Below are 24,055 nucleotides of genomic sequence, written 5' to 3'. Positions count from 1 at the left end.
GGGCCCTCAACGCCGGGAGGAAACGTCGGTGACACCACCGGTCACCGGACGAGGCTGGGGTGCTTTGTAGGCCCACTGCCAGACCAGTTCGAGCGGTCCCCGCTCGAAGCGGCGCAGCCACAGCGTGGACAGCGTCATGAGCAGGGCGCAGATGCCGGCCCATGCGGCCACCACCCACCATGGCCGCAGGCCGTCGAACCTCCCGGCCAGCCCGAGCCCCCAGCCGTAGCAGAGCGCCGAGGCCACCAGGTTCTGCAGGACGTAGCAGCTCAGCGCGGTGCGGCCGATGCCGGTCAGGCCCCGCCGCAACAGGCCGGGCGCACCGCTCATCCGGTGCACGATGGTCGTGACCAGGGCGAGCAGGCCCAGCGCCACCAGCGGCGGCAGCAGGTAGCGGTCGACCAGGGACCAGGTCTCCCCGGCGAAGGAGGTCAGCAGGTTCAGCGGCGCGCCCACGCCGAGTCCGACGATCATGAGCTTCCGCCGGAGAGTCGCGCCCCGGTCGGAGCCCTCGAACACCCCGGCCCGCATCAGCCGTGCGCCGAGCAGGAACAGCACGATCCCCAGGGGGACGATGAACACGGCCTCAAGCCGGTAGATGCCCATCATGTCGATCCGGGCGGCGACCTGGTCGAGGTAGCCGCCCTCGGTGAACAGTGTGGAGGGCACCACGGCCTGCCCGTCCACGCTGGCCTGGTCATACATCATGCCGAGGGTGACCAGGGCGACCAGTGTCGTGAACACCGATCCCACGGTGATCATCCAGACCCTGATCACCCGGTCGCTCCGGCCGATCAGGTAGGCCACGATGATCGAGGTCACGGCGTAGCCCATGAGCACGTCGAACTCGAAGATCAGCACATAGTGGATCAGGCCCTCGACGAACAGCAGTCCCGCCCGCCACAGGTACCAGCCGGGCCAGGGCGTGCCCCGGCGCTCGGCCGAGCGGTACTGCAACTCCAGCCCGACCCCGAACAGCAGGGTGAGCAGGGCGAGGAACTTGCCGTTGGTCAGGAAGCGGAGAAACGTCTCCACGGTGCCGGTCTGGCCCAGTGCGTCCAGCACTCCCGTGGGACCGGCCGGACTGGTGAAGATCCAGATATTCGTGCCCAGCGTGCCCATGATGGCAACACCCCTGAGCACGTCCAGCGCGTCGATGCGTCGTGTCGTCACGCTCTCAACGATCTCCCGCCCCATGCGGCCGGACATCGTCACGCGGATCCATCCCGGTCGTACATCGATGGATGTAGGCGCTTCGCCTTTGGTCGGCGGGCGGCTCCGCCTTTGGTCTGGTTGATCCGGCCGGTCCTGCCGGTCCGACTGGTTCGGCCGGTCCAGTCGGCTTAGTCGGTCCGGCTGGTTCGGCTGGTTCGGTCGGTTCGGCTGGTTCGGTCGGTTCGGCTGGTTCGGTCGGTTCGGCTGGTTCGGTCGGTTCGGTCGGTTCGGCTGGTTCGGCCGGGTCAGCCGAGTCGGCGGGCAGTCCGCCTCACGAACCCGTCAGGATCCGCCGGTGAAGTCGTCTCGCCGCCTCGCGGTCCAGGCCGAAGACCTCCTTCGCCGCGAGCCAGGCCGCCGCCCCCGCCCCGTCCCCGGCCAGGACCACCGGCGCGTCCAGCCCTTGCCGTACGGCGGAGCACACCGGCCCCCCGCTGGTCAGCACGCTCCCGGCGAGCACGACAGGGGTGGTCTCCCCCGCCCGGCGCACCTCGGCCACCGTCGCGCACAGCAGCCCTGCCGCCGTGGAGACGATCTCCAGTGCGGCGGGGTCGCCCGCCGAAGCGGCCCGGTTGACCAGTGGAGCCAGCCTCGCCAGCTCCAGCGGAGGCCGCCCCTGGGCCCGGACCACGAGCCGGATGGCCTCCTGCCTGCTTTCCTGGAGCGTCGCGGCGGGCTCCCACCCGGCGCCCAGGATGTGTTCGGCGACCAGGCGCGTGAGCAGCCCGGCGGGCTCACCCCGGCTGAGGCTGTGAGCGGCCAGGCGAGCCGCCTCTCGTCCCAGCCAGAAGCCCGACCCCTGATCCCCGAGCAGCCAGCCGAGCCCGTCGGAGACCGTCGCCGGTCTGCCGTCCTCGATCCGGGCGGCGATGGCACCGGTTCCGGCGATGAGCACGGTGCCGTCGGGCTCCGCCGTACCGGCGGCGAAGGCGATGCCGAGGTCGCCCGTCACCGTGGGGGCGCAGCGCAGGCCCGTGGAGGCCCACATCCGGTCGAAGACGGCCCTGTCGAGTGCCCCGGCCCCGGCCATGCCGACGACCGCCCCGGCCACCTGGTCCGGGTTCACCCCGTGGAGGGCGGCCTCCAGCGCCTGCCGGATGTTGGCGGCGGCCGTTTCGGTGCCGTGGGCCGCCGGATTGCCTCCCGGAGCCGTGCCGTACCCGATCCGCCGCCCTGAGGCGTCGAGCAGGACGGCACGCGAGGAGGTGCCGCCGACGTCCAGTCCCAGAACGAACATCGCTCAGAGACGTTCGCCGGTGAACGGCCCGATGAGAAGCGGTACCGGGTGGAGGAAGGCCTCGGCCGGCATCCGCGGACCGCCGACGGGCGCGACCCCGCCGGCGTCGAACGCAACCCTTTCGATCATGCCTCCAGTCTGCACGGCCGGTCGGCCGGTGCGGGCCAGGACAAGCGGGACACTCCCGGCCCCCACCGGATAAGGGAGGGGCCGGGAGCACCGCCTAGGAGTCGAAGCCCAGACCCATCCGGTCCAGGGTGCGCAACCAGAGGTTGCGGCGGCCCTGGTGGCGGTCCGCCTGCGCGATCGACCAGCGGGTCATCTGGATCCCGACCGAGCGAACCGGCTCGGGCGGGAAGGGAAGCGGCTTCTCCTTGACCATCCGGAGCTCGGTCCGCTCGGTCCGCTCACCGCTGAGCATGTCGAGCATGACGTTCGCCCCGAAGCGGGTCGCGCCGACGCCCAGCCCGGTATAGCCGACGGCGTAGGCGAGACGCCCGCCGTGGGCCTGACCGTAGAAGGCGCTGAACCGGCTGCAGGTGTCGATGACACCACCCCACTTGTGCGTGAAGCGCAGCCCGGAGAGCTGGGGGAAGGTCGTGTAGAAGTGCTCGGCCAGTTTGACGAAGGTCTCGTCGCGCTGTTCGTACTCCGGCTTGATCTTTCCACCGTTGTAGTAGACCGCGTCGTAGCCGCCCCAGAGGATGCGATTGTCGGCGGTCAACCGGTAGTAGTGGAACTGGTTGGCCGAGTCGCCGATGCCCTGCCGGTTGTGCCAGCCGACGGCGGCCATCTGTTCGGCGGAGAGTGGTTCGGTCATCAGGGCGTAGTCGTACACCGGCACCAGGAAGTGCTTCAGCCTCCGCAGCAACGGCTGGAACACTCCGGTGCCGAGGGCGACCTTGCCCGCCTTGACCGTGCCGTTCGGGGTGAGCAGTTCCATGCTCGTCTGGGTGTCCTTGATGGAGCGGACCGGCGTGCGCTCGTAGATGCGCACGCCCAGGGAGAGGCAGGCCTGCCGGAGCCCCCAGGCCAGCCGGGCGGGGTCGATCATGGCGCAGCCGTCACGTTCCCAGAAGCCACCGACGTAGGTGGGCGAGTTCACCTCCGCCCGGATCTGATCCTGGTCGAGGATGTCGAAGTGCAGCCCCATCTCCCGGGCGATCTGGACGCTCTCCTGCATGTCCTCAAGCTGCCACGGCTCGGTGGCCACGTTCAGTTCGCCGGTGCGCTCGTAACCGCAGTCGATGTCGTATCTGGCGACGGTCTCGCCGATCTCGTCGAGGTTGGCCAGTCCCATGCGTTCGAGCGTGGCGATCTCCTCCGGCCAGCGCTCCAGCCCGTTGGCGAGCCCGTGGGTCAGCGTCGCCATCGTGAAGCCGCCGTTGCGACCGGATGCCGCCCAGCCGATCCTGCGTCCTTCCAGCAGGACCACGTCGAGCGACGGGTTTCGTTCCTTGGCCATCAGGGCGGTCCACAGCCCCGAGAAGCCTCCTCCGACCACCACGAGATCGGCGGTCGTGTTTCCGAAGAGCCGCGGCTGCGGCTCGGGTTTCGCCGGACTGTCGAGCCAGTACGGCTTGCGCTCCGCATCAGCAAGAGCCTTCAGCGGATCCACAAATCTCACTTCCCTACGGTGAGTAAATTATTTTTTTGGTATGTATCGCGTGATCATGAGGACCACACGCGGGTTCCCCCCGCCTGAATCCGATCTCGCCTCCCTGTTCTCTGCCGAAGATCTGAGTACACCGAAGTCCCGTGCCGCCTTGGAGCGGACACGGGACTTGACGGCAGTCTAAGTGCGGCGCCGCGCGGTCACCGTGTTCACCACGGCGATCGCGACACCTACCGCGAATATAAGGGTTCCGAGGATGTTCACCTGCGGCGGCACCCCGATTCGGGTGGCGCCCCAGATCCACAGCGGGAACGTCTGGACGGAACCGCTGGTGAACTGGGTGATCACGAAGTCGTCGATGGACAGCGCGAACGCCAGCAGCGCACCCGCGACGACGCCGGGCAGGATCATCGGGAAGGTCACCCGCCAGAACGTCACCCACGTGGACGCGCCCAGGTCCCGCGCCGCCTCCTCGATCGACGGGTCCAGCCCGATCACCCGGGCCCGCACCGTGATGGCCACGAACGACAGCGAGAACAGCACGTGCGCGATGATCACGGTCACGAAGCCGGTCTGCACACCGCTGCTGATGAACAGCGACAGCAGGGACGCGCCCATGACGAGCTCGGGCGAGGCGATCGCGGCGAACATCGCCAGGTTGGTCGCCCCCTGCCCGCGGAACCGGTAACGGCCCAGGGCCAGGCCCATGAGCGTGCCGAGGATCGTCGTGATCAGGGTGGAGATCGCGGCGATCCTCAGCGAGTTCAGGACCGCTTCGGTCAGCTCGGGATACTGGTCCAGCAGGCCCCACCACTTGAGAGTGAAGCCCTGCCAGGTCACGTTCGACTTGCTCTTGGTGTCGTTGAAGCCGAACACGATCATGACGGCGATCGGCAGGAACAACCAGCCGATGATCAGCCAGGCGTAGACCGTGAGCAGCCGGTCGCCGAGCCGGGACCGCGTCCTGGTCCGCTTGGCGGGCCCCGTCTCCAGAACTGTCGCCTCAGGTGTGGTGCTCATCGGGCCGCCGCCTCCAGCACGTTCTCGGTGCCGAGTGCCTTGGCGTAGGCGAAGATGCCGATCAGCATCGCCGCCATCAGCGTGAACGACAGCGCGGCCGCGGTCGGGTAGTCGTTGTTGACGAGATACTGGGTCTGGATGATGTTGCCGATCATCGTGTTCTCCGGGCCGCCGAGGATGCCGGCGTTGACGTAGTCCGCGGTCATCGGGACGAACGTCATCAGCACCCCGGCGAACACGCCCGGAAGCGAGAGCGGCAGCACGACCTTGGTGAACGCCTCACGCTTGGACGCGTACAGGTCCTGGGCGGCCTCGACCACCCGGGGGTCCACCCGCTCCAGCGCCACGTAGATCGGCAGGATCATGAACGGCAGGTAGTTGTAGACCAGCCCGCCGATCACCGCCACCGTCGTCTGCAGCACGTGGAAGTCGCCCGGCAGCAGGCCCATCGACTTCAGCGGGGACAGCAGCATGCCGTCGTCGGCCAGCAGGAACTTCCACGACACCGTGCGCAGCACGAACGAGACGAAGAACGGCAGCAGCACCAGCAGCAGGTAGGTGGACTTGTGCGTGCGGCCCTTGAAGGCGATCCAGTAGGCCACCGGATAGGCCAGCGCGATGGAGATGGCGGTCGCGGCCAGGCCGTACACGGCCGACCGGATGAACTGCGCCTGGTACTGGACCAGGGCCTCGCCGTAGACCGAGAAGTTGAACGTCTGGACGAAGCCGTTCACCACGTCGCCCTCCTGAGTGGAGACCGAGGCCATGAAGACCATCGGCACCACCAGGAAGATCGCCAGCCAGAGGCCGCCGGGCAGGATGAGCAGATAAGGGGCAAGCCGCTTCATCGCTGCTTAGCCCTGAGTGATCGGCTGGAAGATGGACTCGAAGACCTTCGCCTCGGCCGTGGTCAGCGCCTTGTAGGACCGCAGCTTGGCCATGTCGGCCTCGGAGGGGTAGATCATCGGGCTGCTGGCGATCTGCTCCAGCGACTTCTTCTCATCCCCCGTGGCCTTGGCCGCGTCGGCGAGCACCAGGTCCTTGGTGGCGGGCACCGGGGTGATGTAGTTGATGGCCTCGACCAGCATCGTGGCGATCTTGGGCTGGTAGACGTAGTCCATGTAGGTCAGCGCGTCCACCGGGTTCTGCGCGGTCTTGGGGATGCACATGTTGTCGGTCCAGATCGTGCCGCCCTCTTCGGGCACCACGAACCTCAGGTCCTTGCCCTCGGCGACCTGCTGGAAGATGTCACCCGACCAGGCCATGGTGATCCACACGTCGCCCCGGGCGAGCGCGTCGACGTAGTCGTTCTCGTAGTACTTGCGCACCAGCCCCGCGTCGCGCTGCTCCTTGAGCTTCTCCCCCGCCTTCCGCCAGTCCTCCTCGGTCGACTTGTCGGGGTCGATGCCGAGGGCGAACATGCCGAAGTTCGCCACTTCCTGGGTGTCGAGCATCATGCCGACCTTGCCCTTGTACTTGGGGTTCCAGAGCTCCTGGATGCTCTTGACCTCGTCGACGTACTTGGGGTTGTAGGCGATGCCGGTCAGGCCGACCGTCCACGGGATCGTGTGGATGTTGTTCGGGTCCCAGGTCGGGTTCTTCACCTTCGGAGCCGCGTTGGCCGCGAAGTTCGGCAGCTTGGAGTGGTCCAGCGGGACCAGGTAACCCAGCGCGATGGCCTTGCTCAGCTGAAGACCGTTGGTCAGGACCATCAGGTCGTAGCCGATGTCGTTGTTGGCGGCGAGCAGCGGCTGGATCTTGCCGAAGAACGTGGTGTTGTCCTGGATCGCCTCCTGGTAGGACACCTTGATGCCGGTGTCGGCGGTGAACATCTCCAGAGACGGATACCGCGAGCCGTCCTTGTCGATGTACAGCGGCCAGTTGGCGAACCGCAGGGTGCCGTTCTTCTTCTTGGAGGCCCAGTAGTCGGCGACCACGTCGCTCTTGGCCGTGTCGACCTTCTTGCCCTGGACGCCACAGCCGGCGAGGGCGAGCCCGGCGGCGGACAGCCCCGCCAGGCGGAGAGCGTCACGGCGGGTGACCGAGCGCGGCTGCGTCATGCCCCGCAGAAGGGCAGGGTTCATGTGGTCGTTCATGGCGGTACTCAACTTCCGATCGCGTACGAGTGTTGCGGCTGCCATGACAGCCATACGGCGTCACCGCGCTCTGCCGTGCTCGTACTGTCGAGCGCGTTCTGCTGGAACACGGTGACCTCGGCGCCATCGGGCAGACTCACCGCGTAGCTGTTGTAAAGGCCCAGGTAGACCACTTCGGAGACGGTGCCGCGCACGGCGCTGACATCTCCCGTGGGCTCCTCGGTGGAAATCGTGATCTTCTCGGGGCGCACGGTGACCGCGATCGGGTCCGCGACCTGGTAACCGTCTCCCGCCACCAGAACCCGGCCCTCCTCGCCCAGCTTCAGTACGGCGGAGCCGGTGGCGATCTGGTCCACGGTGCCGCTGAGCAGGTTGGAAGTGCCGATGAAGCCCGCCACGAACGCGGTGGTCGGGCGCTCGTAGATCTCACGGGGCGAGGCCAGCTGCTCGACCCGGCCGTCGTTCATGACGGCGATGCGGTCGCTCATGGTGAGCGCCTCGCTCTGGTCGTGCGTGACGTAGACGAACGTGATGCCGACCTCGCGCTGGATGCGCTTGAGCTCGATCTGCATGGCCTGGCGGAGCTTGAGATCCAGGGCGCCGAGCGGCTCGTCGAGCAGGAGCGCGCGCGGATTGTTGACCAAGGCCCGAGCCAGGGCCACTCGCTGCTGCTGGCCGCCGGACATCTCACGGGGACGGCGTTTCTCACGTCCGGTGAGGTCCACGATCTCCAGCATCTCACCGACACGCCGCTTGATCTCGGCCTCGGCCACCTTCTTGCGCCTGAGGCCGAAGGCGACGTTCTCCCAGACGTTCATGTGCGGGAACAGCGCGTAGGACTGGAACACCATGTTCACGTCGCGCTTGTTCGGGGGAACGTTGGTCACGTCCTGACCGTGCAGCCGCACCGTACCCCGCGACGGGTCCTCGAACCCGGCGATCATGCGCATGGTGGTTGTCTTGCCGCAGCCGGAGGGGCCGAGGAGCGAGAAGAACTCGCCCTCGGCGATGGTCAGGGTGACCCCCTTGACCGCCTGGACGACCTCGCCGTGGGCGAGGTACTCCTTGACGACTCCGTCGAGTTCGATGGCGGGCACCTGGGGGGAGTCGGAGGCGGCGACGGCCGCCCCCATGCCCGCCTGGATTTCGGTCATAACCAGGCTTATCCCTCTGTTTCGCGGCGTTACTCGCCGATGTAGTGCATGACGTGCTTGACCCGGAGGTAATCGTGCAAGCCGAAGACCGACAGGTCCTTGCCGTAACCGGAGTGCTTGAAGCCTCCGTGCGGCATCTCCGAAACGAAGGGTATGTGGGTGTTGACCCAAACGACACCGAAGTCCAGGCGCTTGGACATCCGCATCGCCCTGCCGTGGTCGGAGGTCCACACCGAGCTCGACAGGCCGTACTGGACGCCGTTGGCCTTGGCCAGCGCGTCGGCCTCGTCGGAGAAGGTCTGGACGGTGATGACAGGCCCGAAGACCTCGTTCTGAACCATCTCGTCGTCCTGCTGGAGGCCGTCCACGATGGTCGGGGCGAAGAAGTAGCCCTTGTCGCCGACCTGGTGGCCGCCGGTCAGGACCTTGGCGTGGCCGGGAACCCGCTCGATGAAGCTCGCGACCCGGGCCAGCTGGCTGGCGTTGTTGAGCGGGCCGTACAGGGCGTCCTCGTTGGAGAGGTCACCGGTCACGGTGTTCGCGGCCGCCTCGGTGAGCGCGGCGACGAACTCGTCGTGGACGTCCTCGTGGACCAGCACGCGGCAGGCCGCGGTGCAGTCCTGGCCCGCGTTGTAGAGACCCGCCGTGGCGATGGCCTCGGCGGCGCCCTTGAGGTCCTTGACGTCGTCGAAGACGACGACCGGAGCCTTGCCGCCCAGCTCCAGGTGGACCCGCTTGAGGTCCTCGGCGGCGGTCTTGGCCACGGCCATGCCCGCGCCGACCGAGCCGGTGATGGCCACCATCTGCGCGGTGGGGTGCCCGACGACCAGGGAGCCGGTCTCACGGTCACCGGCGACGACGTTGAAGACGCCCTTCGGCAGGACCTCACCGATGATCTCGGCCATCTTGACCGTGGAGACCGGGGTGGTGTCGGAGGGCTTGAGCACGATGGTGTTGCCCGCGGCGAGCGCGGGGGCGATCTTCCAGACCGCCATCATCATCGGGTAGTTCCAGGGCGTGACCTGGCCTACCACGCCGACCGGCTCGTGCCGGATGACGGAGGTGTGGTCGGCGAGGAACTCACCCGACGTCGGCCCCTCCAGGGTGCGCGCGGCACCGGCGAAGAAACGGAAGTGGTCGGCGGCCACCGGGGTCTCGTCCTCGGCCATACGGGCACGGGGCTTGCCGGTGTTGAGGCACTCGGCCTCGTTCAGCTCGTCGGCCCGGGCGTCGATCGCGTCGGCGACCTTCAGCAGCAGGTTGGCACGCTCACCCGGCGTGGTCTGGCTCCAAGACTCGAACGCGGCGGCCGCGGCGGCGTAGGCCGCGTCAACGTCCTCCTGGCCGGAGATCGGCGCCCGCAGGTAGGCCTCTCCGGTGCAGGGGTCGATGACATCGGAGAATCGGCCGCTCTTGGCGTCCACGAGCTCACCATTGACATAGTTGCGCAGGCGAGGAAGTTCGTGGTTCTCAACTGGGGTGGTCAACGTTGACCTCCTTACATAAGGGGGGCCGAGTTGTGGCGACTCTTACAGAGTAGAGGCCCTCCGACAAGGGATTTCGTTGTTAAGATACCAAATTGCTACGAAATCGCTTGACAGAGACCCAAGAACTGACACCATGTCGCATCGGAGCCGCAACACGGCGGCAACAGCCCCGCAACACGACGCCAGGGAGCGTGGATGACGACGCCGCCCAAGGTACGCCGCGAAAACGACACCAAGTTCGGGCCCGTCGTCCTTGATGACATCTCCAAGCAGATCATCGAACAGTTGCAGACGGACGGGCGCAAGCCCTACGCCGCCATAGGAAAGGCCGTGGGGCTGTCAGAGGCCGCCGTCCGGCAGCGGGTGCAGCGCCTGATCGACGGCGGGGTCATGCAGATCGTCGCGGTCACCGACCCCCTGACCCTGGGCTTCCCCCGTCAGGCCATGATCGGCATCAAGTGCGAGGGCGACCTGGAAAGGGTGGCCGACGAGCTGTCGGCCATCACGGAGATCGACTATGTCGTCCTGACCGCGGGGTCCCTCGACATCATGGTCGAGGTCGTCTGCGAGAGCGACCAGCACCTCCTGGAGATCCTCGGCAAGATCCGGGCCATCCCCACCGTCCGCGCCACCGAGACCTTCGTGTACCTCAAGCTCCACAAGCAGACCTACTCCTGGGGCACCCGCTGACCCGCTCGGGTCGGCCGCAGGGGCGCTGAAGTCACCGGCAGGGGCGCTGAGGTCACCCGCCGACCCCCCGGGGCGCCCCTGACCGGCTGGAGTCACCGCTGACCCACTGCGGCGACCGCTGACCCACCGGGCGGCCGGTCCAGGCCGCCGCGCGCCCCGGCCTCACCGGCTGAAGTGCGCCTCCAGGACATCGGCCAGGCCGCTGAGGAACTCGTCCACCTCGTTGACGGCGTATCCCGGTTTGAGTATCACCGTGGCGAACCTGGCCTCCCGCACATCGCTGGGGGTGACGGGCTGGTCGGTGGTACCCCGCAAGGTCGCGACGACCCGATCGAGGAAGGTGTCCACCTCGTCCTCGTTGTAGCCCATGCCCAGCCGCCCGGCCCGGAAGGCCACCCGCTCGATCCTGGCCGCGTGCTCCTCGGACTCGGCCGCGTGCTCCTCGGACTCGTCGAAGAACGAACGCGGAGGATCATCGGACTCTCCGGAGGGCTCATGCCGCCTCTCGGTCCCATCGGAAGATGCCTGCGAAGGCCTCTCAGGCTCGCCGGGAAAACTCTCGGGCTCGCCGGGAAGACTCTCGGGCTCGCCGAAGGAGACGTGCGGAGGATCATCGAGCTCGTGGGCAGGCGCGCCCGGCGCGTCTTCGGTGGCCGTCGGCTGCGGGCGAGGGATCACCGGCCTGCGCCACCCCGTGGACCGGGTCTCGACCGCCACGATGAAGGCCTCCAGCGCGAAGTCCACGGCGGTCTCGTTGTAGCCGCCGAGCTTCGTGCGGAACCGAGCCTCACGGATCTCGTCAGCGGTGATCGGCTCCCCCTCCAGGGAACCTCTGCCGAGGGTGCCCTCGATCCGGCGGATCAAGGCGTCCACCTGGTCAGGGTCGTATCCGACACGCACCCCCAGCACCCGCGGAAAACGATTCAACCCCGAGTCCTTTCCCGTCTCGTCCGGCTCCCGTCCGTTCGACGCGCTCCATTCTGAAGGGACACGGGCGGTAAAGCGAGTGGTCGCGGCGGAGACGGATCATCTTCTCCGTCACCGATCTTTCTCACGGCTCGTTCGAGGCGACCGCACCCCTTTTTTTGATCACCTCGAATTCCCTTTTTGGATCACCTCGAACGGCGGCGCCCTGTAGGGACTCCTGCCGGCGAAGCGACCAACGGACACGGCGACAACGCACCCGAAGGGCACGCCCGCAAAAAGAATGATCACGGTAGGGTTGCGCCCTATGCGGCTTTCCAGGGTGTCTTTCCGATACGCACCTCGCGGCCCTTGGGTCCTGAAAGACGTCGAGCTCACGCTTCACCCCGGGTCCGTCATCGAGGTCACCGGCCGCAACGGCGCGGGCAAGTCCACCCTGCTACGCCTGCTCGCCGGAATCTTCCGCCCGTCCCGGGGGTCGATCATCGACCGGCCGCGCGTCGTCGGCTACGCCCCCGACGTGTTCCCCGTCGACCAGCCGTTCACCGTCACCGCCTACCTGACCCACATGGCCAGGATCCGTGGCGTCTCCCCCACCGCCTTCCGGGAACTGGCCGGGCGGCTGAGCGCGACACACCTGCTGGACCAGCCGCTCGGCGACCTGTCCAAGGGCAGCGCGCAGAAAGTGGGCCTGATCCAGTCCCTGCTGGCACCGCCGGATCTGCTGATCCTGGACGAGCCCTTCGCCGGGCTGGACGAGCAGGCCCTCACCGAACTCCCCGTGATCATCGGTGAGGTCGCCGCGGACGGCGGCACGGTCGTGGTCAGCGACCACCAGAACCAGCTCCGGAATTTCCCCGGCGCCGATCACTGGCTGGTCGCCGACAGCACGGTCACCGCCCGGACCGGAAGCCAGGCGGGAAACGACGCCGGGAGCCCGATCGGAGGCCAGGCCGGAAACGGCACCGGCAAGCAGTCGCCGCAGACGGTCATCGAGGTGATCGTGAACGCGGACGAGGCGGACCAGGTCGAGCAGAAACTCCGCGCCGACGGCTACACCACCAGGCGGACCGCTTGACCGGACGTCCCTTTCGCGACCCGGCCTCGCCGCCCTCCCACGGTCGTGAGGCACCGGCGCCCGCCACATGCCAGGGAGAGATGGAATGATCCCCCTCGTCCGCTTCAAACTGACCGCCTACGCGCGATCGCACCGGCTGCTCCAGCCGGTGATCGCGCTGTTCGCGACGCTGATCATCTTCTATTCGTCGGTGACCCCGCCGGGCAAGGAGCTGTCCTCCTACGCCGACTCGGCCGGGCTGCTCATTCTCGTCTTCGCCTGGGCCGCGCGGGGACTCCTCGACACCGAGCCACCGGCGCAACGACTGATCTCCATGACGGCGGCAGGCCGGCCCAATCGGGAGGTCGGTGCGGGGCTGCTCGCCGCGCTCACCGTCAACCTCGGACTGGCGGCCATCGCGATCGTGCTGCCGATGATCCTCAGCTTCGCCACTACTCCGACCTCCGGAGACGTGGCCCGCGGCGCCGGGCTGCACCTGCTGGGACTGAGCGTCGGGACGGCGCTGGGCGCGCTGACCAGCCGGCCCATCCTGTCCTCCCCCGCCACTTCGATGCTGGCCCTGTTCGGCGGCTATCTGACCCTGCTGCTGACCAGTCTCACTCCGGTGGGCCGGTTCACGGTGCCGATCATGCCGTGGATGCGCGCGGCGAACGAAGGCACGCTCGACAGGGTTCTTCTCCCGCTCGCCGCCGCGGCGCTCTTCTGGGTCGCGGCGGGCGTGGCCGTCTATGTACGGCTGCGCCGTACCCGTCCCTGACCCCAGGCCAGGGCGGTTCCGTGCCGCCACGGGGACTCGCGCTTCGTTCCCGGGAAACCTGCGTCGTCTGCGCCGTAGGGTCCTCGCACGAGGGGCGTCCCGATGCCCATCACGGCGCTCCGCCCGGCACACCCGCGAAACGCCGGGCAGGGGGCTTGGCCCGCGGCGGCGGGCGGGCTTCGGCGGGCGTGCCGTACGGCGAAGCCACGGTGCGGACGTGCGCCGACCCGCGCGGCGGGCTACTCGGCGGCGGCGAGCTGGCCGCAGGCGCCGTCGATCTCGCGGCCTCGGGTGTCGCGGACCGTCACCGGAACCCCGTGGAACTGCAGGCGGCGGACGAAGGCCCGCTCGTCCTCGGGGCGGGAGGCGGTCCACTTCGAACCCGGCGTCGGGTTGAGCGGGATCAGGTTGACGTGCACGAGCTTGTTCTTGATGAGCTTGCCGAGCAGGTCGGCCCGCCACTCCTGGTCGTTGATGTCCTTGATGAGCGCGTATTCGATGGAGACACGGCGCTTGGTCTTCGCCGCGTAACCCCAGGCCGCGTCGAGGACCTCGGCGACCTTCCACCGGGTGTTGATCGGCACCAGGGTGTCTCGGAGCTCGTCGTCGGGCGCGTGGAGGGAAAGCGCCAGCGTCACCGGCAGGTCCTCCTCGGCGAGCTTGCCGATCGCGGGGACCAGGCCGACGGTGGAGACCGTGATGCCACGGGCGGAGATGCCCAGACCGTTGGGCGCGGGCTCCACCATCCGGCGCACGGCGCCGATCACGGCCCTGTAGTTGGCCAGCGGCTCGCCCATGCCCATGAAGACCACGTTGTTGACCCGGCCGGGACCGCCGGGGACCTCGTTCGCGGCCAGGGCCCGCGCTCCGGCGACGACCTGCTCGATGATCTCGGCGGTGGTCATGTTGCGGGTCAGTCCGGCCTGGCCGGTGGCGCAGAACGGGCAGTTCATGCCACAGCCCGCCTGGGAGGACACGCACATGGTGGTGCGATCGGTGTAACGCATGAGAACCGACTCGACCAACGCGCCGTCGAACAGCCGCCACAGCGTCTTGCGGGTGGTGCCACCGTCGCAGGTGATCTCCCGGACCGAGGTCAGGAGCTTGGGCAGCAATGCCGTCCCGAGCTTCTCGCGGGCCGCGGCCGGCAGGTCGCTCATCTGGCTCGGATCGCTGTTGAGCCGTTCGAAGTAGTGCCGGGAGAGCTGGTCGGCGCGGAACGGCTTCTCGCCCAGCTCGGCGACCGCCGCCCGGCGCTCGGCCATGGTCAGGTCGGCCAGGTGACGGGCAGGCTTCGCCCTGCGGGGCGCCACGAAGGTGAGCTGGCCGGGTGCGGGAGCCCCGGGCTGGCTGACAGTCGACAAGTCCAACGCCTTCTCTCGACGGTTACTCGAAGCGGTGCTCAACTCTGATCTAGAGTCCGGGTATGGCGACAATCCGCCCCTCTGGCGAGCGGGGAGACGACGTCGAGGTCGTGCTCAGCGACGTCAACCCCTACGGAAGCCGCACCCTGTTGGTCGAACGCGACGAGACTTCCTCGGTAGCTTACCTGTGCGGGCCCGGAGGAACGGTGCACGGAGCGGTATGGCTGGCCAACCACGGCCCGGCCCCGGCGGTGATCGACCTGAGCCGCCTGAACTCCGAGCTGCCTCCGGTGGCACCCCGAGCCAACACCCGGCACCCCGAGGGCAGGCCGCCGCTGGGCGCCCTGCGACCCCTGTGGTTCGAGGAGGGCGACGGCGTCGCCCTGTACGAGAACGACGAACTGCTCGCGGTCATTCCTGGCTGGGCCGATATGAGCAGGGGCATGCCGGGCTACTCCCGCGACGCGGTGGGCGAGTCACCGTTCGCCTGGTCGCTGGAAGACGCCATGGAGGGCCTGGCCCCACGGCTGGCCAAGGCCAGGGCCTACTGGGAGTGGCGTGACGGAGACGGCGCATGGGCGTCGTTCCAGCAGTTCGTGATGGGTCATCTGGACCGGGCGGTCGGGACCGCGGGCAGGTTCTGGGACGCCGGCGGCGACCGGCTGCCCACCGTGGGCATCACCGAGCGGCCGCCCGAGCGGGACCGGAACCACACCATCCTGTCCACCGTGGGCATGAGCTGCCAGCGGATGCCCACCGTGGAGCAGTACATCGACCGGCCGGAAGCCTACGCCCGGGTGGAGCTCGCCATCGCCACGCCGGGCGACGCACGCGACGCGGCACGGCTGTTCCTGTGGCTGGGGCAATATCCGTGGCACTCCGTCACCTGGCTGGGCCACGGCCATACCGCGAAGTGGTATCACCGGCCGGAGACGTTCCCGCTCGGCTCCGCCTACAGCGGCGTCATCATGCTGACCGGGCTGCCGAGCCTGCCCGACCTGTCGGGTTTCACCTTCGGCGGCGACCCTGTGCAGTGGCTCTGGCTGGTCCCGATCACCGCCGAGGAGCTACGCCTGGTCGCGGACAAGGGCTACCGAGCGCTGGTTCCCCGTCTGTCGGCCGCCCGGCTCACACAAGCAGGGTGAGCAGCACCCAGACCGGGATCAGCGCGGCGACGAGGGAGTCCAGCCGGTCCATCAGACCGCCGTGGCCGGGCAGCACGCTGCCCATGTCCTTGACGCCGAGGTCCCGCTTGATCACCGACTCGACCAGGTCGCCGAGTGTGGCGAAAACCACCACGACCGCGCCGATCAGCACGCCCTTCCAGACGGCGTCCTCCAGCAGCCAGGCCACCAGCCAACCGCCCACGGCCATGCATGCCAGCGCCGACCCGGCGAAGCCCTCCCACGTCTTCTTGGGGCTGATCACCGGGGACATCTTGTGCTTGCCGAAGGAGATTCCTGCGAAATATCCGCCGACGTCACTCGCGACCGTGGTGGCGATGAAGACGACCACCCGGTCCGCGCCATGGAGTGGATCGGACAGCAGCAGTGCCACGAACCCGGCGAGCATCGAGGGATAGACCGTGACCAGTATGGTCGCGGCGATGTCGCGCACATATCCCTCGGTGCCCTGGAACATCCGCCAGATCATCAGCACCAGCGTGGTCATCGCGAAGACGCCGACCAGCCAGGCGGGCCCACCCCAGTAGGCGCCGCCGATCATCGCGGCCATCCCCGCCAGGACTGGGACCATCGGGACCTTGATGTCTCTGGTCTCGAAGGACCGGACCAGTTCCACCACGCCGATGCCCACCGCCGCGATCACCACGGCCAGAAAGAGCACCTTGACGAAATACAGGGACGCGATGACGACCGCTCCCAAGCCGGCACCCACCGCGATCGCGGCGGGGAGATTCCGGCCGGTACGGCTACCGCCCGCCGCAGATTCCAAGGAGTCCCACTCTCATACACAAAATCCTTGCCCCGCGCGGAAAGCCCGGCGGGACAAGGATCATGACTCAGACTTCGAGCAGCTCGGCTTCCTTCTGCTTGAGCAGCTCGTCAATCTTGGCAACGTGCTTCTGGGTGACCTCGTCGAGTTCCTTCTCGGCGCGACGCACCTCGTCTTCGCCCGCCTCGCCGTCCTTGACCATCTTGTCGAGGGTCTCCTTGGCGTGGCGGCGAATGTTCCGGATGGCCACCCTGGACTGCTCCGCCTTGTTCCGGGCGACCTTTACATACTCCTTGCGGCGCTCCTCCGACAGTTCGGGGAAAGCCACACGGATGACCTGACCGTCATTGCCCGGGTTGACACCGAGGTCCGAGTTGCGGATCGCCTTCTCGATCGCGGCCATCGAGCTCTTGTCAAAGGGCTGGATGATGACCATGCGAGCCTCGGGGACGTGGAACGAGGCCAGCTGCTGAATGGGAGTGGGCGTCCCGTAGTACTCAGCGCTGATCTTGTTGAACATCGACGGGGTGACGCGGCCCGTGCGGATGCCCGCGAAGTCATCCTTCGCCACCGACACGGCCTTGTCCATCTTTTCCTCGGCTTCGAGGAGAGTATCGTCGATCACAGCGGCTCCCTGTCTTCTCGGTCACTCACCATTGCTCACTCACTTCGCGGACCGCTCCTACGTCGCGTACCACTCCGCTCGCTGCGTCAGGCTCGCTCCCCGTTTAGTGGGTCACTCACCATTCCTCGCTCGCTTCGCGGGCCGCTCCTACGTCGCGTACCACTCCGCTCGCTGCGTCAGGCTCGCTCCCTATTTCCCTGCCGGACTCACCAGCGTGCCGATCTTCTCACCGCGCACCGCCCGCAGGATGTTGCCCTCGCCCATGAGGTCGAAGACCACGATGGGCAGGCCGTTGTCCATGCACAGGCTGATGGCGGTGGCGTCCATGACACCGAGACCGCGGGTCAGCACCTCACCATAATCGAGGTGGTCGAACCGGACGGCGTCGGGGTTCTTCCGGGGGTCGGCGTCGTAGACACCGTCCACCTGGGTGCCCTTGAGCAGTGCCTCGGCACCGATCTCCAGCGCGCGCTGCGCGGCGCAGGTGTCGGTGGAGAAGAACGGTGAACCCAGCCCTGCCCCGAAGATGACCACGCGCCCCTTCTCAAGGTGGCGGATGGCGCGGCGGGGCAGGAAGGGCTCGGCGACCTGCTGCATGGTGATGGCCGTCTGGACGCGGGTGTCGATGCCCCGCTTCTCCAGGAAGTCCTGAAGAGCCAGGCAGTTGATGACCGTGCCGAGCATGCCCATGTAGTCGGCCCGGGCACGGTCCATGCCGCGCTCGGACAGGGCCGCGCCACGGAACATGTTGCCGCCGCCGACCACCACCGAGACCTGCACGCCCTCACGGACGGCCTCGGCGATCGAGTCGGCCAGATGACCGACGACCCCGGGGTCGATGCCCAGCGGCTCACCACCGGCGAACGCCTCACCGGACAGCTTCAACATGACCCGCTTCCAGCGAAGCGGGCCCGAATACGACGAAACCGCCGACGTAGCGGGTCCTGAGTTCTCCTGCACGGCGGCGGCCTCCTCGTTTAGTGCTCTGGCTGAGAGAAGCTGGGTTAAGACTAAGCCTGTCCGACCTTGAAACGGACGAAGGCCTGCACCTTGACACCATTCTCGTCGGCGAACTTCGCGATGGACTTCTTGTTGTCCTTCACGAAGGCCTGCTGAAGCAGGGTGAAGTCCTTGTACCAGCCGTTGATGCGGCCGTCGACGATCTTGCCGATGGCGGCCTCGGGCTTGCCCTCCTCGCGGGTCATCTCCTCGAAGAGCGCGCGCTCCTTCTCGATGACGTCAGCGGGGACCGCGTCGGCGTCGAGGTACTTCGGAGCCATCGCGGCGGTGTGCTGCGCGATGTCCCTGGCGACCTCGGCGTTCGCGGCGTCGAGCTGCACGAGCACGCCGACCGCCGGCGGGAGCTGCGGGTCGGTCTTGTGCATGTAGGAGCCGATGAAGCCACCCTCAAGCACCGCGAAACGGCGGATCTCGATCTTCTCACCGAGCGCGGCGTTGGCCTCGTCCAGGTGGGTCTTGACGGACTTGCCGTCGAACTCGGAGTCGAGCAGGGCCGGGACGTCGGCCGGCTTGGTGGCCAGGATGTGCTCGACGACCTGGGCGGCGAGCTCCTGGAAGCGCTCACCCTTGGCAACGAAGTCGGTCTCGCAGTTGAGCTCAAGCAGCGCGGCGGCGGAGTCGCCGTCCTGCTTCAGGGCGACCAGGCCGTTGGAGGCAGTGCGGGCCTCACGCTTGCCGACGTCCTTGGCGCCCTTGAGGCGCAGGATCTCGACCGCGCGGTCGAAGTCGCCCTCGGACTCCTCAAGCGCCTTCTTGCAGTCCATCATGCCGGCGGCGGTCAGCTCACGAAGCCGCTTGACGTCGGCCATGTTCACGGAAGCCATTGTCTTTTCCTCGTGGGAATCGTCGTGGATCGGGTGGGTGCACTCATTCGAGCGCACCCACCCGGGAGAGCCTTGCAGGTCGTACGGCCGGGCCGTACGAGATAGGCCTAGGCCTGCTTGTCAGCGTCCTCGGCGGCCGGAGTCTCGGCCTCCGCGGCCGGGGCCTCAGCCTCGGCGGCCGGGGCCTCAGCCTCGGTCTGGGCGGCCGGAGCGGCCTCGGCGCCGGCGAGCAGCTCCTGCTCCCACTCGGCCAGCGGCTCGGCGCCACCGGCGACGGCCGGCTTGTCATCGCCGCGGGCGGCACCGGCGCGGGCCATGAGGCCGGCGGCGACGGCGTCGGCGACGACGCGGGTCAGCAGGCCGACGGCGCGGATGGCGTCGTCGTTACCCGGGATCGGGTAGTCGACCTCGTCCGGGTCGCAGTTGGTGTCGAGGATCGCGACGACCGGGATGTTGAGCTTGCGGGCCTCGCTGATCCCGATGTGCTCCTTCTTGGTGTCGACGACCCACACCGCGCTGGGAACGCGGGACATGTCGCGGATGCCGCCGAGGGTGCGCTCCAGCTTCTCCTTCTCACGGCGACGCATGAGGAGCTCCTTCTTGGTGAGCCCCGACCCGGCCACGTTGTCGAAGTCGAGCTCCTCGAGCTCCTTCAGACGCTGAAGCCTCTTGTGCACGGTGGAGAAGTTGGTGAGCATGCCACCCAGCCAGCGCTGGTTGACGTACGGCATGCCGACGCGCGAGGCCTGCTCGGCGATGGCCTCCTGGGCCTGCTTCTTCGTGCCGATGAACATGATCGTGCCACCGTGCGCGACGGTCTCCTTGACGAAGTCGTAGGCACGGTCGATGTAGGACAGCGACTTCTGCAGGTCGATGATGTAGATGCCGTTGCGCTCGGTGAAGATGAAGCGCTTCATCTTCGGGTTCCAGCGACGGGTCTGGTGGCCGAAGTGAACGCCGCTTTCGAGCAGCTGTCGCATGGTGACGACGGGGGTGGACATGCGATTGTCCTCCAGGTCGGGGCGCCCATCGCTGGGCGCTGTTCTCGGTTGGCACGGCAGTCTGCGACCGCCGTCCTGATGCCCCGAACCGGCTCCAGCCGGGTTCTCACCCGGACCGAGGGGACGATTCTTGACGGGGCATGCGAAGTCGGCCTGTGAGTACAGGCCATCGAAAAGTGTACCCGTAGCGGGGCCTCACCCTGACCTCAGCGCGTCAAGCTGCCGTTGCTTGTGAGTGTGCTTTGGTAAGCGCACTCTCAAACAGCTTCCGGCTTGCGCCGGAGCGTTCTCCCTGGCGGGAGTTCCCGTTTCGCCGGTGCGTGCCCGGCACGGATGCCGGGGCCTACCGCTCCTCCACGGGCGTTTACCGTCTCCCCGCAACTCTGGGCGACGTCGTGCTCATACCGGGCCGCGAGCGCGGCCAGGTTGCGCGCGGCGTTGGCATCCCGATCCAGGACCAGGCCACAGGCCGCACAGGAGTAGGTGCGCTCGGACAGGGCGAGCTTGGCTTTCACCGCGCCACAGCCGGAACACGTCTTGGAGGAGGGGTACCAGCGGTCGGCCACCACCAGCCGCCCGCCGCGCCAGGCGCTCTTGCAGGTCAGCTGCCGCCGCACCTCGGCCATGCCGACATCGGCGATGGCGCGAGCCAGCCGCCGGTTCTTCGTCATCCCGGCCACGTGGAGGTCTTCGACCACGACCATGCCATAGGTCGCCGCCAGCCGGGTGGTGAGCTGGTGCAGGCCGTCGCGCCGCTGGGCGGCCACCCGGGCGTGAACCCGGGCCAGGTGAATCTTGGTTTTGTGCCAGCGCTTGGAGGCCTGGCGGCTGCTCCCGTCCGGGGTGCGCGGCCCGGCGCGGCGGGCGAGCCGCTTGTTGAGTTTGCGGAGTGTGCGCAGCGCCGCGCGGTGGTGTTTGGGGTTGTCGATGACCTCGCCGGTGGATAGCACCGCCAGCGCCCTCACCCCGAGATCCACCCCGACCACCGCGTCCGGGCGGGCCGGGGTGCGGTCGGTGCGGTCGATCTGGCAGGTGAACGCGACGAACCAGCGGCCGCCCTTGGATCGGATGGTGGCCGACAGGATCCGGCCGGTGCCGCGTTCCAGGTGGCGGGCCAGTTTGCGGGTGGACTCGGCCGTGCGGATGGTGCCCAGCCGGGGCAGGGTGACGTGGCGGCGGTCGGTCTCCAGGCGGATGGTGCCGGTGGTGAACCGGCACGACAGCGCGGCGCGGTGCTTGGACTTGAACCGGGGAAACCCGACCGGGTTTCCTTTCCGGTTGCCGTTGCGGGAGGCGGCCCAGTTCTTCAACGCCCGCGCCAGAGCGTCCAGGCCGGAGCTGTAGGCCTCCTTGGAGTTGTCGGCCCACCACGGCGCGACCGTGTCTTTGGCGGTGTTCCATGCCCGGCGCAGGGCGTACAGCGACCATGGCACCTCGGTCAGCAGCGCGTCCGGCACCTCGGAGGACTGCTCGGCCGCCCGTTGGTCGAGCGCGTCCTTGACCAGGGCAAGCCCCCAGTTGAAGGCGAAGCGGGCCGCGCCGCAGTGCGAGGCCAGCGCGGCGGTCTGCGCGGGGGTGGGGGCGAGGGCGTAGCGGTAGGCCTGATGGATCCGCACCACCCTCCACCCCTTTACTTGAAGTTGTCGTTCAATCACTGTGAGTTTATCTCGGGTGCGGGTGAGCGGCTACCCGACCCGCGAAAGACTCACGCCCGGCGCACCCGCGACGCCCGCACCCCACGCTCCGGCGCTTCCGCGACCGGTAACAGCCGACCGGACGCTTCCGTGGCGCGCCGACACCGGGTGTCCGGCGGCCCGCCCGCCTCTCCGGGCGGAAGAAACCAGAGAAGACCAGAGAAGAACTGATAAACGCCGATATAACAATCAACAGTTCACACCCCTTGCGGGGGGATTCCGTGCGGTGGCCGCTTGGCCCGGGGGAAGAGATTCACCTGCGCTTCGGCGAGCCGCGCCCCGGATGGAGCGTGGGCCCGGTCCCTCGTGACGGCGCTGTAGGGAGCCAGCAGTTCGTCGATCTGCTTGTTCAGCCGCTTCAGCTCTTCGGCGTCGACCAGCAGGACGGTCCGGCCGATCGACGAGGCGTCCCGCCACTCGGGGGGCTCGCGGTCGTAGTTGTCCAGGGCCCGGGTCACCTCGTCGGCCGCCTGGTCGCGCACGGCCTTGATCAGCAGGCTCTTGGCCGCCCTGACCTCCGGCTGATCATCCGGTTCGACCTTGATGGCGAAACCCTCGCGAGCGGCCTTCCACAGCCGCTCCCTGCCGTCTCCACGGGGAGGCGCGTCCTCCACGAAGCCGTACTTGGCGAGCATGCGCAGGTGGTAACTGGCCGCGCTCGGTGTGACCCCGACGACCTCGGACACCTCGGTCGCGGTGGCGGGCCCCTCGGCCTGGAGCCGGTTCATGATCGCCAGCCGTGCGGAGTGGGCGAGTGCTCGCATCGCCAGGGGGGTGACGAGCAGCCTGGGTGCCTCGGTCATATGCAAACCGTACCCACATCAGATCCGAAGTATTGCCTTCACAACTATGAAGGATTACTTTCATAGTTGTGAAGCATTCACTTCAGAAAGCGGTGTGATCCCGTGCTTCAGCCCCTCCCCCTGCACAAACAACGCGACTACCGGCTGCTGCTGTCCGCCCGTGCCGTCTCCGAGACCGGCACCGAGGTCTCCCGGCTGGCCGTGCCGCTGACCGCCGCCACCCTGCTCGGCGCCTCCCCCGCCCAGATGGGCATGCTCACCGCCGCGGCCTCGCTGCCCTATCTGCTGATCGGGCTCCAGGCCGGCGCGGTCGCCGACCGGATGCGGCGGCACCGCCCGATCATGGTCGGCTGCGAGCTGATCTCGGCCGTCGCGATCGCCACGATCCCGGCGGCCTGGCTCGCCGGGCTACTGAGCGTGCCGTGGCTGATCGCGATGACGTTCGTGGTCGGCACCTGCTCGGTGATCTTCCGGGCCTTCAACTTCCCCCACCTCGCCGCGGTGATCCACGAGAGCCAGCGAGCCCAGGCCCTGGCCGGATTCCAGTCGGCCGGTTCGCTGGCCACCGTCAGCGGGCCCGGCCTCGCGGGGCTACTGGTCCAGCTCGTCACCGCGCCGTTCGCGATGCTGCTCGACGCGGCCTCCTTCCTCGCCTCGGCCTTCCTGATCCGCGGCATCAGGGCGCCGGAGACCCATGTGCCCGCTCCCCCTCGCGGCATCTGGGCAGAGGTCCGCGAGGGCCTGCGCGCCGTGGTGGCGAACCCGACCCTGCGCGCGCTCTGCGGCGCCGGAATCACGATCAACTTCTTCGGCAGCGCCTTCATGGCGCTCTTCGTGATCTACGCGCTCACCGTCCTCGGTCTGCCCGCCGGGATGGTCGGCGTGATCACCGCGTGCCTCGGCGTGGGCGGCCTGCTCGGCGCCCTCATCACCGCCCGGCTGGTCAAACGGGTCGGTGAGAATCGCATGCTGGCCTTCTCGGTGCTGCTGTTCCCGCTCGACTTCGTGATCACGGCACTCGCCTCCGGGTCTCTTTGGACCAAGTTCGCGCTCATGTCCGCCGGCGCGATCCTCGGCGGCGTGGCCGCCGTCACCTTCGGCACCTGCATGGGCGCGATCACCCTCCGGGAGGCCCCCACCCAGCTGCGCGGCCGGATCAACGCCACGATGAGTTTCGCCATCCACGGCGTCCTCACCCTCGGCGGCGTCGCGGGCGGCGTCATGGGCGAACTGCTGGGCCTGCGCCCGGTGCTGTGGGCGTACGCGGCGGGGGTGGCGCTCCTCACGATCCCGATGGTCTGGCTCTCCCCGCTGCGCCACCGCTCTCCCGCGTCCACGCCGACGGCATGATGACCCGGCGACCGGACGAACGAGGCCGGCGAGCACGGCGAGGAAACCGGCCAGGACGATGATCCAGATCGCGACCAAGCGACTCCCCAGACGGGCTCGCCCGCGACATAGACCCGCCATTGAAACAACCCCGCCGCCCCGCAACACA

23 protein-coding genes are annotated in these 24,055 nt (G+C 68.1%); 5 read left to right on the top strand and 18 right to left on the bottom strand.

Features of this window, described 5'->3' with window-relative positions:
- Positions 1 to 6: 6 nt before the first annotated feature.
- The 9 genes from ACFY2X_RS28220 to ACFY2X_RS28180 form a co-directional block, all read right to left on the bottom strand.
- Positions 7 to 1,173, bottom strand: coding sequence for a DUF418 domain-containing protein (locus ACFY2X_RS28220; protein WP_389943527.1), 1,167 nt, complete (start codon positions 1,171 to 1,173; stop codon positions 7 to 9).
- A gap of 313 nt (positions 1,174 to 1,486) precedes the next feature.
- The gene (locus tag ACFY2X_RS28215; RefSeq protein WP_389943524.1) at positions 1,487 to 2,452 is read right to left on the bottom strand and encodes an N-acetylglucosamine kinase; all 966 of its coding nucleotides are present in this window, start codon (positions 2,450 to 2,452) and stop codon (positions 1,487 to 1,489) included.
- Between the two features lie 3 nt (positions 2,453 to 2,455).
- A complete protein-coding gene (locus ACFY2X_RS28210; RefSeq protein WP_389943521.1) occupies positions 2,456 to 2,581 on the bottom strand; it encodes a hypothetical protein in 126 nt (41 codons plus the stop codon).
- 94 nt (positions 2,582 to 2,675) lie between these two features.
- On the bottom strand, positions 2,676 to 4,070 hold the full coding sequence (locus ACFY2X_RS28205; protein ID WP_389943570.1) for an NAD(P)/FAD-dependent oxidoreductase: 1,395 nt from the start codon (positions 4,068 to 4,070) through the stop codon (positions 2,676 to 2,678).
- A gap of 177 nt (positions 4,071 to 4,247) precedes the next feature.
- The gene (locus tag ACFY2X_RS28200) at positions 4,248 to 5,087 is read right to left on the bottom strand and encodes an ABC transporter permease (RefSeq protein WP_389943518.1); all 840 of its coding nucleotides are present in this window, start codon (positions 5,085 to 5,087) and stop codon (positions 4,248 to 4,250) included.
- Complete coding sequence (locus tag ACFY2X_RS28195; RefSeq protein ID WP_389943515.1) at positions 5,084 to 5,935, bottom strand: ABC transporter permease; 852 nt, start codon at positions 5,933 to 5,935, stop codon at positions 5,084 to 5,086. Before ACFY2X_RS28195 ends, ACFY2X_RS28200 begins: the two co-directional genes overlap by 4 nt.
- A 6-nt stretch (positions 5,936 to 5,941) precedes the next feature.
- Positions 5,942 to 7,171, bottom strand: a complete 1,230-nt coding sequence (locus ACFY2X_RS28190) for a PotD/PotF family extracellular solute-binding protein (RefSeq protein ID WP_389943513.1) — start codon at positions 7,169 to 7,171, stop codon at positions 5,942 to 5,944.
- 20 nt (positions 7,172 to 7,191) lie between these two features.
- The gene (locus tag ACFY2X_RS28185) at positions 7,192 to 8,337 is read right to left on the bottom strand and encodes an ABC transporter ATP-binding protein (protein WP_389943510.1); all 1,146 of its coding nucleotides are present in this window, start codon (positions 8,335 to 8,337) and stop codon (positions 7,192 to 7,194) included.
- A 29-nt stretch (positions 8,338 to 8,366) separates the two neighbouring features.
- Positions 8,367 to 9,824 (bottom strand): gamma-aminobutyraldehyde dehydrogenase, encoded by a 1,458-nt coding sequence (locus tag ACFY2X_RS28180; RefSeq protein WP_389943508.1) that lies wholly within the window; start codon positions 9,822 to 9,824, stop codon positions 8,367 to 8,369.
- Positions 9,825 to 10,019: 195 nt separating this feature from the next.
- Here ACFY2X_RS28180 and ACFY2X_RS28175 point away from each other — a divergent pair, with 195 nt between their 5' ends.
- Entirely contained in the window at positions 10,020 to 10,514 is a 495-nt protein-coding gene (locus ACFY2X_RS28175) for an Lrp/AsnC family transcriptional regulator (protein ID WP_389943505.1), read from the top strand.
- A gap of 162 nt (positions 10,515 to 10,676) precedes the next feature.
- On the opposite strand, the gene ACFY2X_RS28170 is transcribed toward ACFY2X_RS28175, so the two are convergent.
- Positions 10,677 to 11,441: a DivIVA domain-containing protein gene (locus tag ACFY2X_RS28170; RefSeq protein WP_389943502.1), complete on the bottom strand. Its 765-nt coding sequence runs from the start codon at positions 11,439 to 11,441 to the stop codon at positions 10,677 to 10,679.
- Positions 11,442 to 11,745: 304 nt separating this feature from the next.
- Here ACFY2X_RS28170 and ACFY2X_RS28165 point away from each other — a divergent pair, with 304 nt between their 5' ends.
- On the top strand, positions 11,746 to 12,516 hold the full coding sequence (locus ACFY2X_RS28165) for an ATP-binding cassette domain-containing protein (protein ID WP_389943499.1): 771 nt from the start codon (positions 11,746 to 11,748) through the stop codon (positions 12,514 to 12,516).
- 85 nt (positions 12,517 to 12,601) lie between these two features.
- Entirely contained in the window at positions 12,602 to 13,273 is a 672-nt protein-coding gene (locus ACFY2X_RS28160) for a hypothetical protein (protein ID WP_389943496.1), read from the top strand.
- Between the two features lie 239 nt (positions 13,274 to 13,512).
- On the opposite strand, the gene rlmN is transcribed toward ACFY2X_RS28160, so the two are convergent.
- A complete protein-coding gene (gene rlmN, locus ACFY2X_RS28155) occupies positions 13,513 to 14,637 on the bottom strand; it encodes a 23S rRNA (adenine(2503)-C(2))-methyltransferase RlmN (protein ID WP_389943493.1) in 1,125 nt (374 codons plus the stop codon).
- A gap of 62 nt (positions 14,638 to 14,699) precedes the next feature.
- On the opposite strand from rlmN, the gene ACFY2X_RS28150 reads away from it, so the two are divergent.
- Complete coding sequence (locus tag ACFY2X_RS28150; protein ID WP_389943490.1) at positions 14,700 to 15,782, top strand: suppressor of fused domain protein; 1,083 nt, start codon at positions 14,700 to 14,702, stop codon at positions 15,780 to 15,782.
- On the opposite strand, the gene ACFY2X_RS28145 is transcribed toward ACFY2X_RS28150, so the two are convergent.
- From ACFY2X_RS28145 to ACFY2X_RS28115, 7 genes are all read right to left on the bottom strand, one after another.
- Positions 15,766 to 16,590 carry a phosphatidate cytidylyltransferase gene (locus tag ACFY2X_RS28145; protein ID WP_389943487.1) on the bottom strand — a complete coding sequence of 275 codons (825 nt, stop codon included), beginning with the start codon at positions 16,588 to 16,590 and terminating at the stop codon, positions 15,766 to 15,768. The two genes, ACFY2X_RS28150 and ACFY2X_RS28145, sit on opposite strands and share 17 nt — an antisense overlap.
- Positions 16,591 to 16,657: 67 nt before the next feature.
- Entirely contained in the window at positions 16,658 to 17,215 is a 558-nt protein-coding gene (frr, locus tag ACFY2X_RS28140; protein WP_389943484.1) for a ribosome recycling factor, read from the bottom strand.
- 189 nt (positions 17,216 to 17,404) lie between these two features.
- Complete coding sequence (gene pyrH, locus ACFY2X_RS28135; protein ID WP_389943481.1) at positions 17,405 to 18,103, bottom strand: UMP kinase; 699 nt, start codon at positions 18,101 to 18,103, stop codon at positions 17,405 to 17,407.
- A gap of 122 nt (positions 18,104 to 18,225) precedes the next feature.
- Complete coding sequence (gene tsf / locus ACFY2X_RS28130; protein ID WP_389943478.1) at positions 18,226 to 19,059, bottom strand: translation elongation factor Ts; 834 nt, start codon at positions 19,057 to 19,059, stop codon at positions 18,226 to 18,228.
- A gap of 107 nt (positions 19,060 to 19,166) precedes the next feature.
- Positions 19,167 to 20,060, bottom strand: coding sequence for a 30S ribosomal protein S2 (gene rpsB / locus ACFY2X_RS28125; protein ID WP_389943475.1), 894 nt, complete (start codon positions 20,058 to 20,060; stop codon positions 19,167 to 19,169).
- A 257-nt stretch (positions 20,061 to 20,317) separates the two neighbouring features.
- Complete coding sequence (gene tnpB / locus ACFY2X_RS28120; protein ID WP_389943472.1) at positions 20,318 to 21,679, bottom strand: IS607 family element RNA-guided endonuclease TnpB; 1,362 nt, start codon at positions 21,677 to 21,679, stop codon at positions 20,318 to 20,320.
- A 272-nt stretch (positions 21,680 to 21,951) separates the two neighbouring features.
- The gene (locus tag ACFY2X_RS28115; RefSeq protein ID WP_389943469.1) at positions 21,952 to 22,557 is read right to left on the bottom strand and encodes an ArsR/SmtB family transcription factor; all 606 of its coding nucleotides are present in this window, start codon (positions 22,555 to 22,557) and stop codon (positions 21,952 to 21,954) included.
- A 102-nt stretch (positions 22,558 to 22,659) separates the two neighbouring features.
- Between ACFY2X_RS28115 and ACFY2X_RS28110 the strand changes: the two genes are divergently transcribed.
- The gene (locus ACFY2X_RS28110) at positions 22,660 to 23,907 is read left to right on the top strand and encodes an MFS transporter (RefSeq protein ID WP_389943467.1); all 1,248 of its coding nucleotides are present in this window, start codon (positions 22,660 to 22,662) and stop codon (positions 23,905 to 23,907) included.
- Positions 23,908 to 24,055 lie beyond the last annotated feature (148 nt).

The sequence above is a fragment of the Streptosporangium sp. NPDC000396 genome, assembly GCF_042898655.1.
Lineage (GTDB): Bacteria > Actinomycetota > Actinomycetes > Streptosporangiales > Streptosporangiaceae > Streptosporangium.
This window is presented reverse-complemented; position numbering and strand designations above follow the sequence as displayed.

Coding starts and splice junctions, on each gene's coding strand:
- ACFY2X_RS28215 (WP_389943524.1), bottom strand. CDS start 2,452: ATGTTCGTTCTGGGACTGGACGTCGGCGGCACCTCCTCGCGTGCCGTC.
- ACFY2X_RS28210 (WP_389943521.1), bottom strand. CDS start 2,581: ATGATCGAAAGGGTTGCGTTCGACGCCGGCGGGGTCGCGCCCGTCGGC.
- ACFY2X_RS28200 (WP_389943518.1), bottom strand. CDS start 5,087: ATGAGCACCACACCTGAGGCGACAGTTCTGGAGACGGGGCCCGCCAAG.
- ACFY2X_RS28195 (WP_389943515.1), bottom strand. CDS start 5,935: ATGAAGCGGCTTGCCCCTTATCTGCTCATCCTGCCCGGCGGCCTCTGG.
- ACFY2X_RS28190 (WP_389943513.1), bottom strand. CDS start 7,171: ATGAACCCTGCCCTTCTGCGGGGCATGACGCAGCCGCGCTCGGTCACC.
- ACFY2X_RS28185 (WP_389943510.1), bottom strand. CDS start 8,337: ATGACCGAAATCCAGGCGGGCATGGGGGCGGCCGTCGCCGCCTCCGAC.
- ACFY2X_RS28175 (WP_389943505.1), top strand. CDS start 10,020: ATGACGACGCCGCCCAAGGTACGCCGCGAAAACGACACCAAGTTCGGG.
- ACFY2X_RS28165 (WP_389943499.1), top strand. CDS start 11,746: ATGCGGCTTTCCAGGGTGTCTTTCCGATACGCACCTCGCGGCCCTTGG.
- ACFY2X_RS28160 (WP_389943496.1), top strand. CDS start 12,602: ATGATCCCCCTCGTCCGCTTCAAACTGACCGCCTACGCGCGATCGCAC.
- ACFY2X_RS28150 (WP_389943490.1), top strand. CDS start 14,700: ATGGCGACAATCCGCCCCTCTGGCGAGCGGGGAGACGACGTCGAGGTC.
- pyrH (WP_389943481.1), bottom strand. CDS start 18,103: ATGTTGAAGCTGTCCGGTGAGGCGTTCGCCGGTGGTGAGCCGCTGGGC.
- tsf (WP_389943478.1), bottom strand. CDS start 19,059: ATGGCTTCCGTGAACATGGCCGACGTCAAGCGGCTTCGTGAGCTGACC.
- rpsB (WP_389943475.1), bottom strand. CDS start 20,060: ATGTCCACCCCCGTCGTCACCATGCGACAGCTGCTCGAAAGCGGCGTT.
- ACFY2X_RS28115 (WP_389943469.1), bottom strand. CDS start 22,557: ATGACCGAGGCACCCAGGCTGCTCGTCACCCCCCTGGCGATGCGAGCA.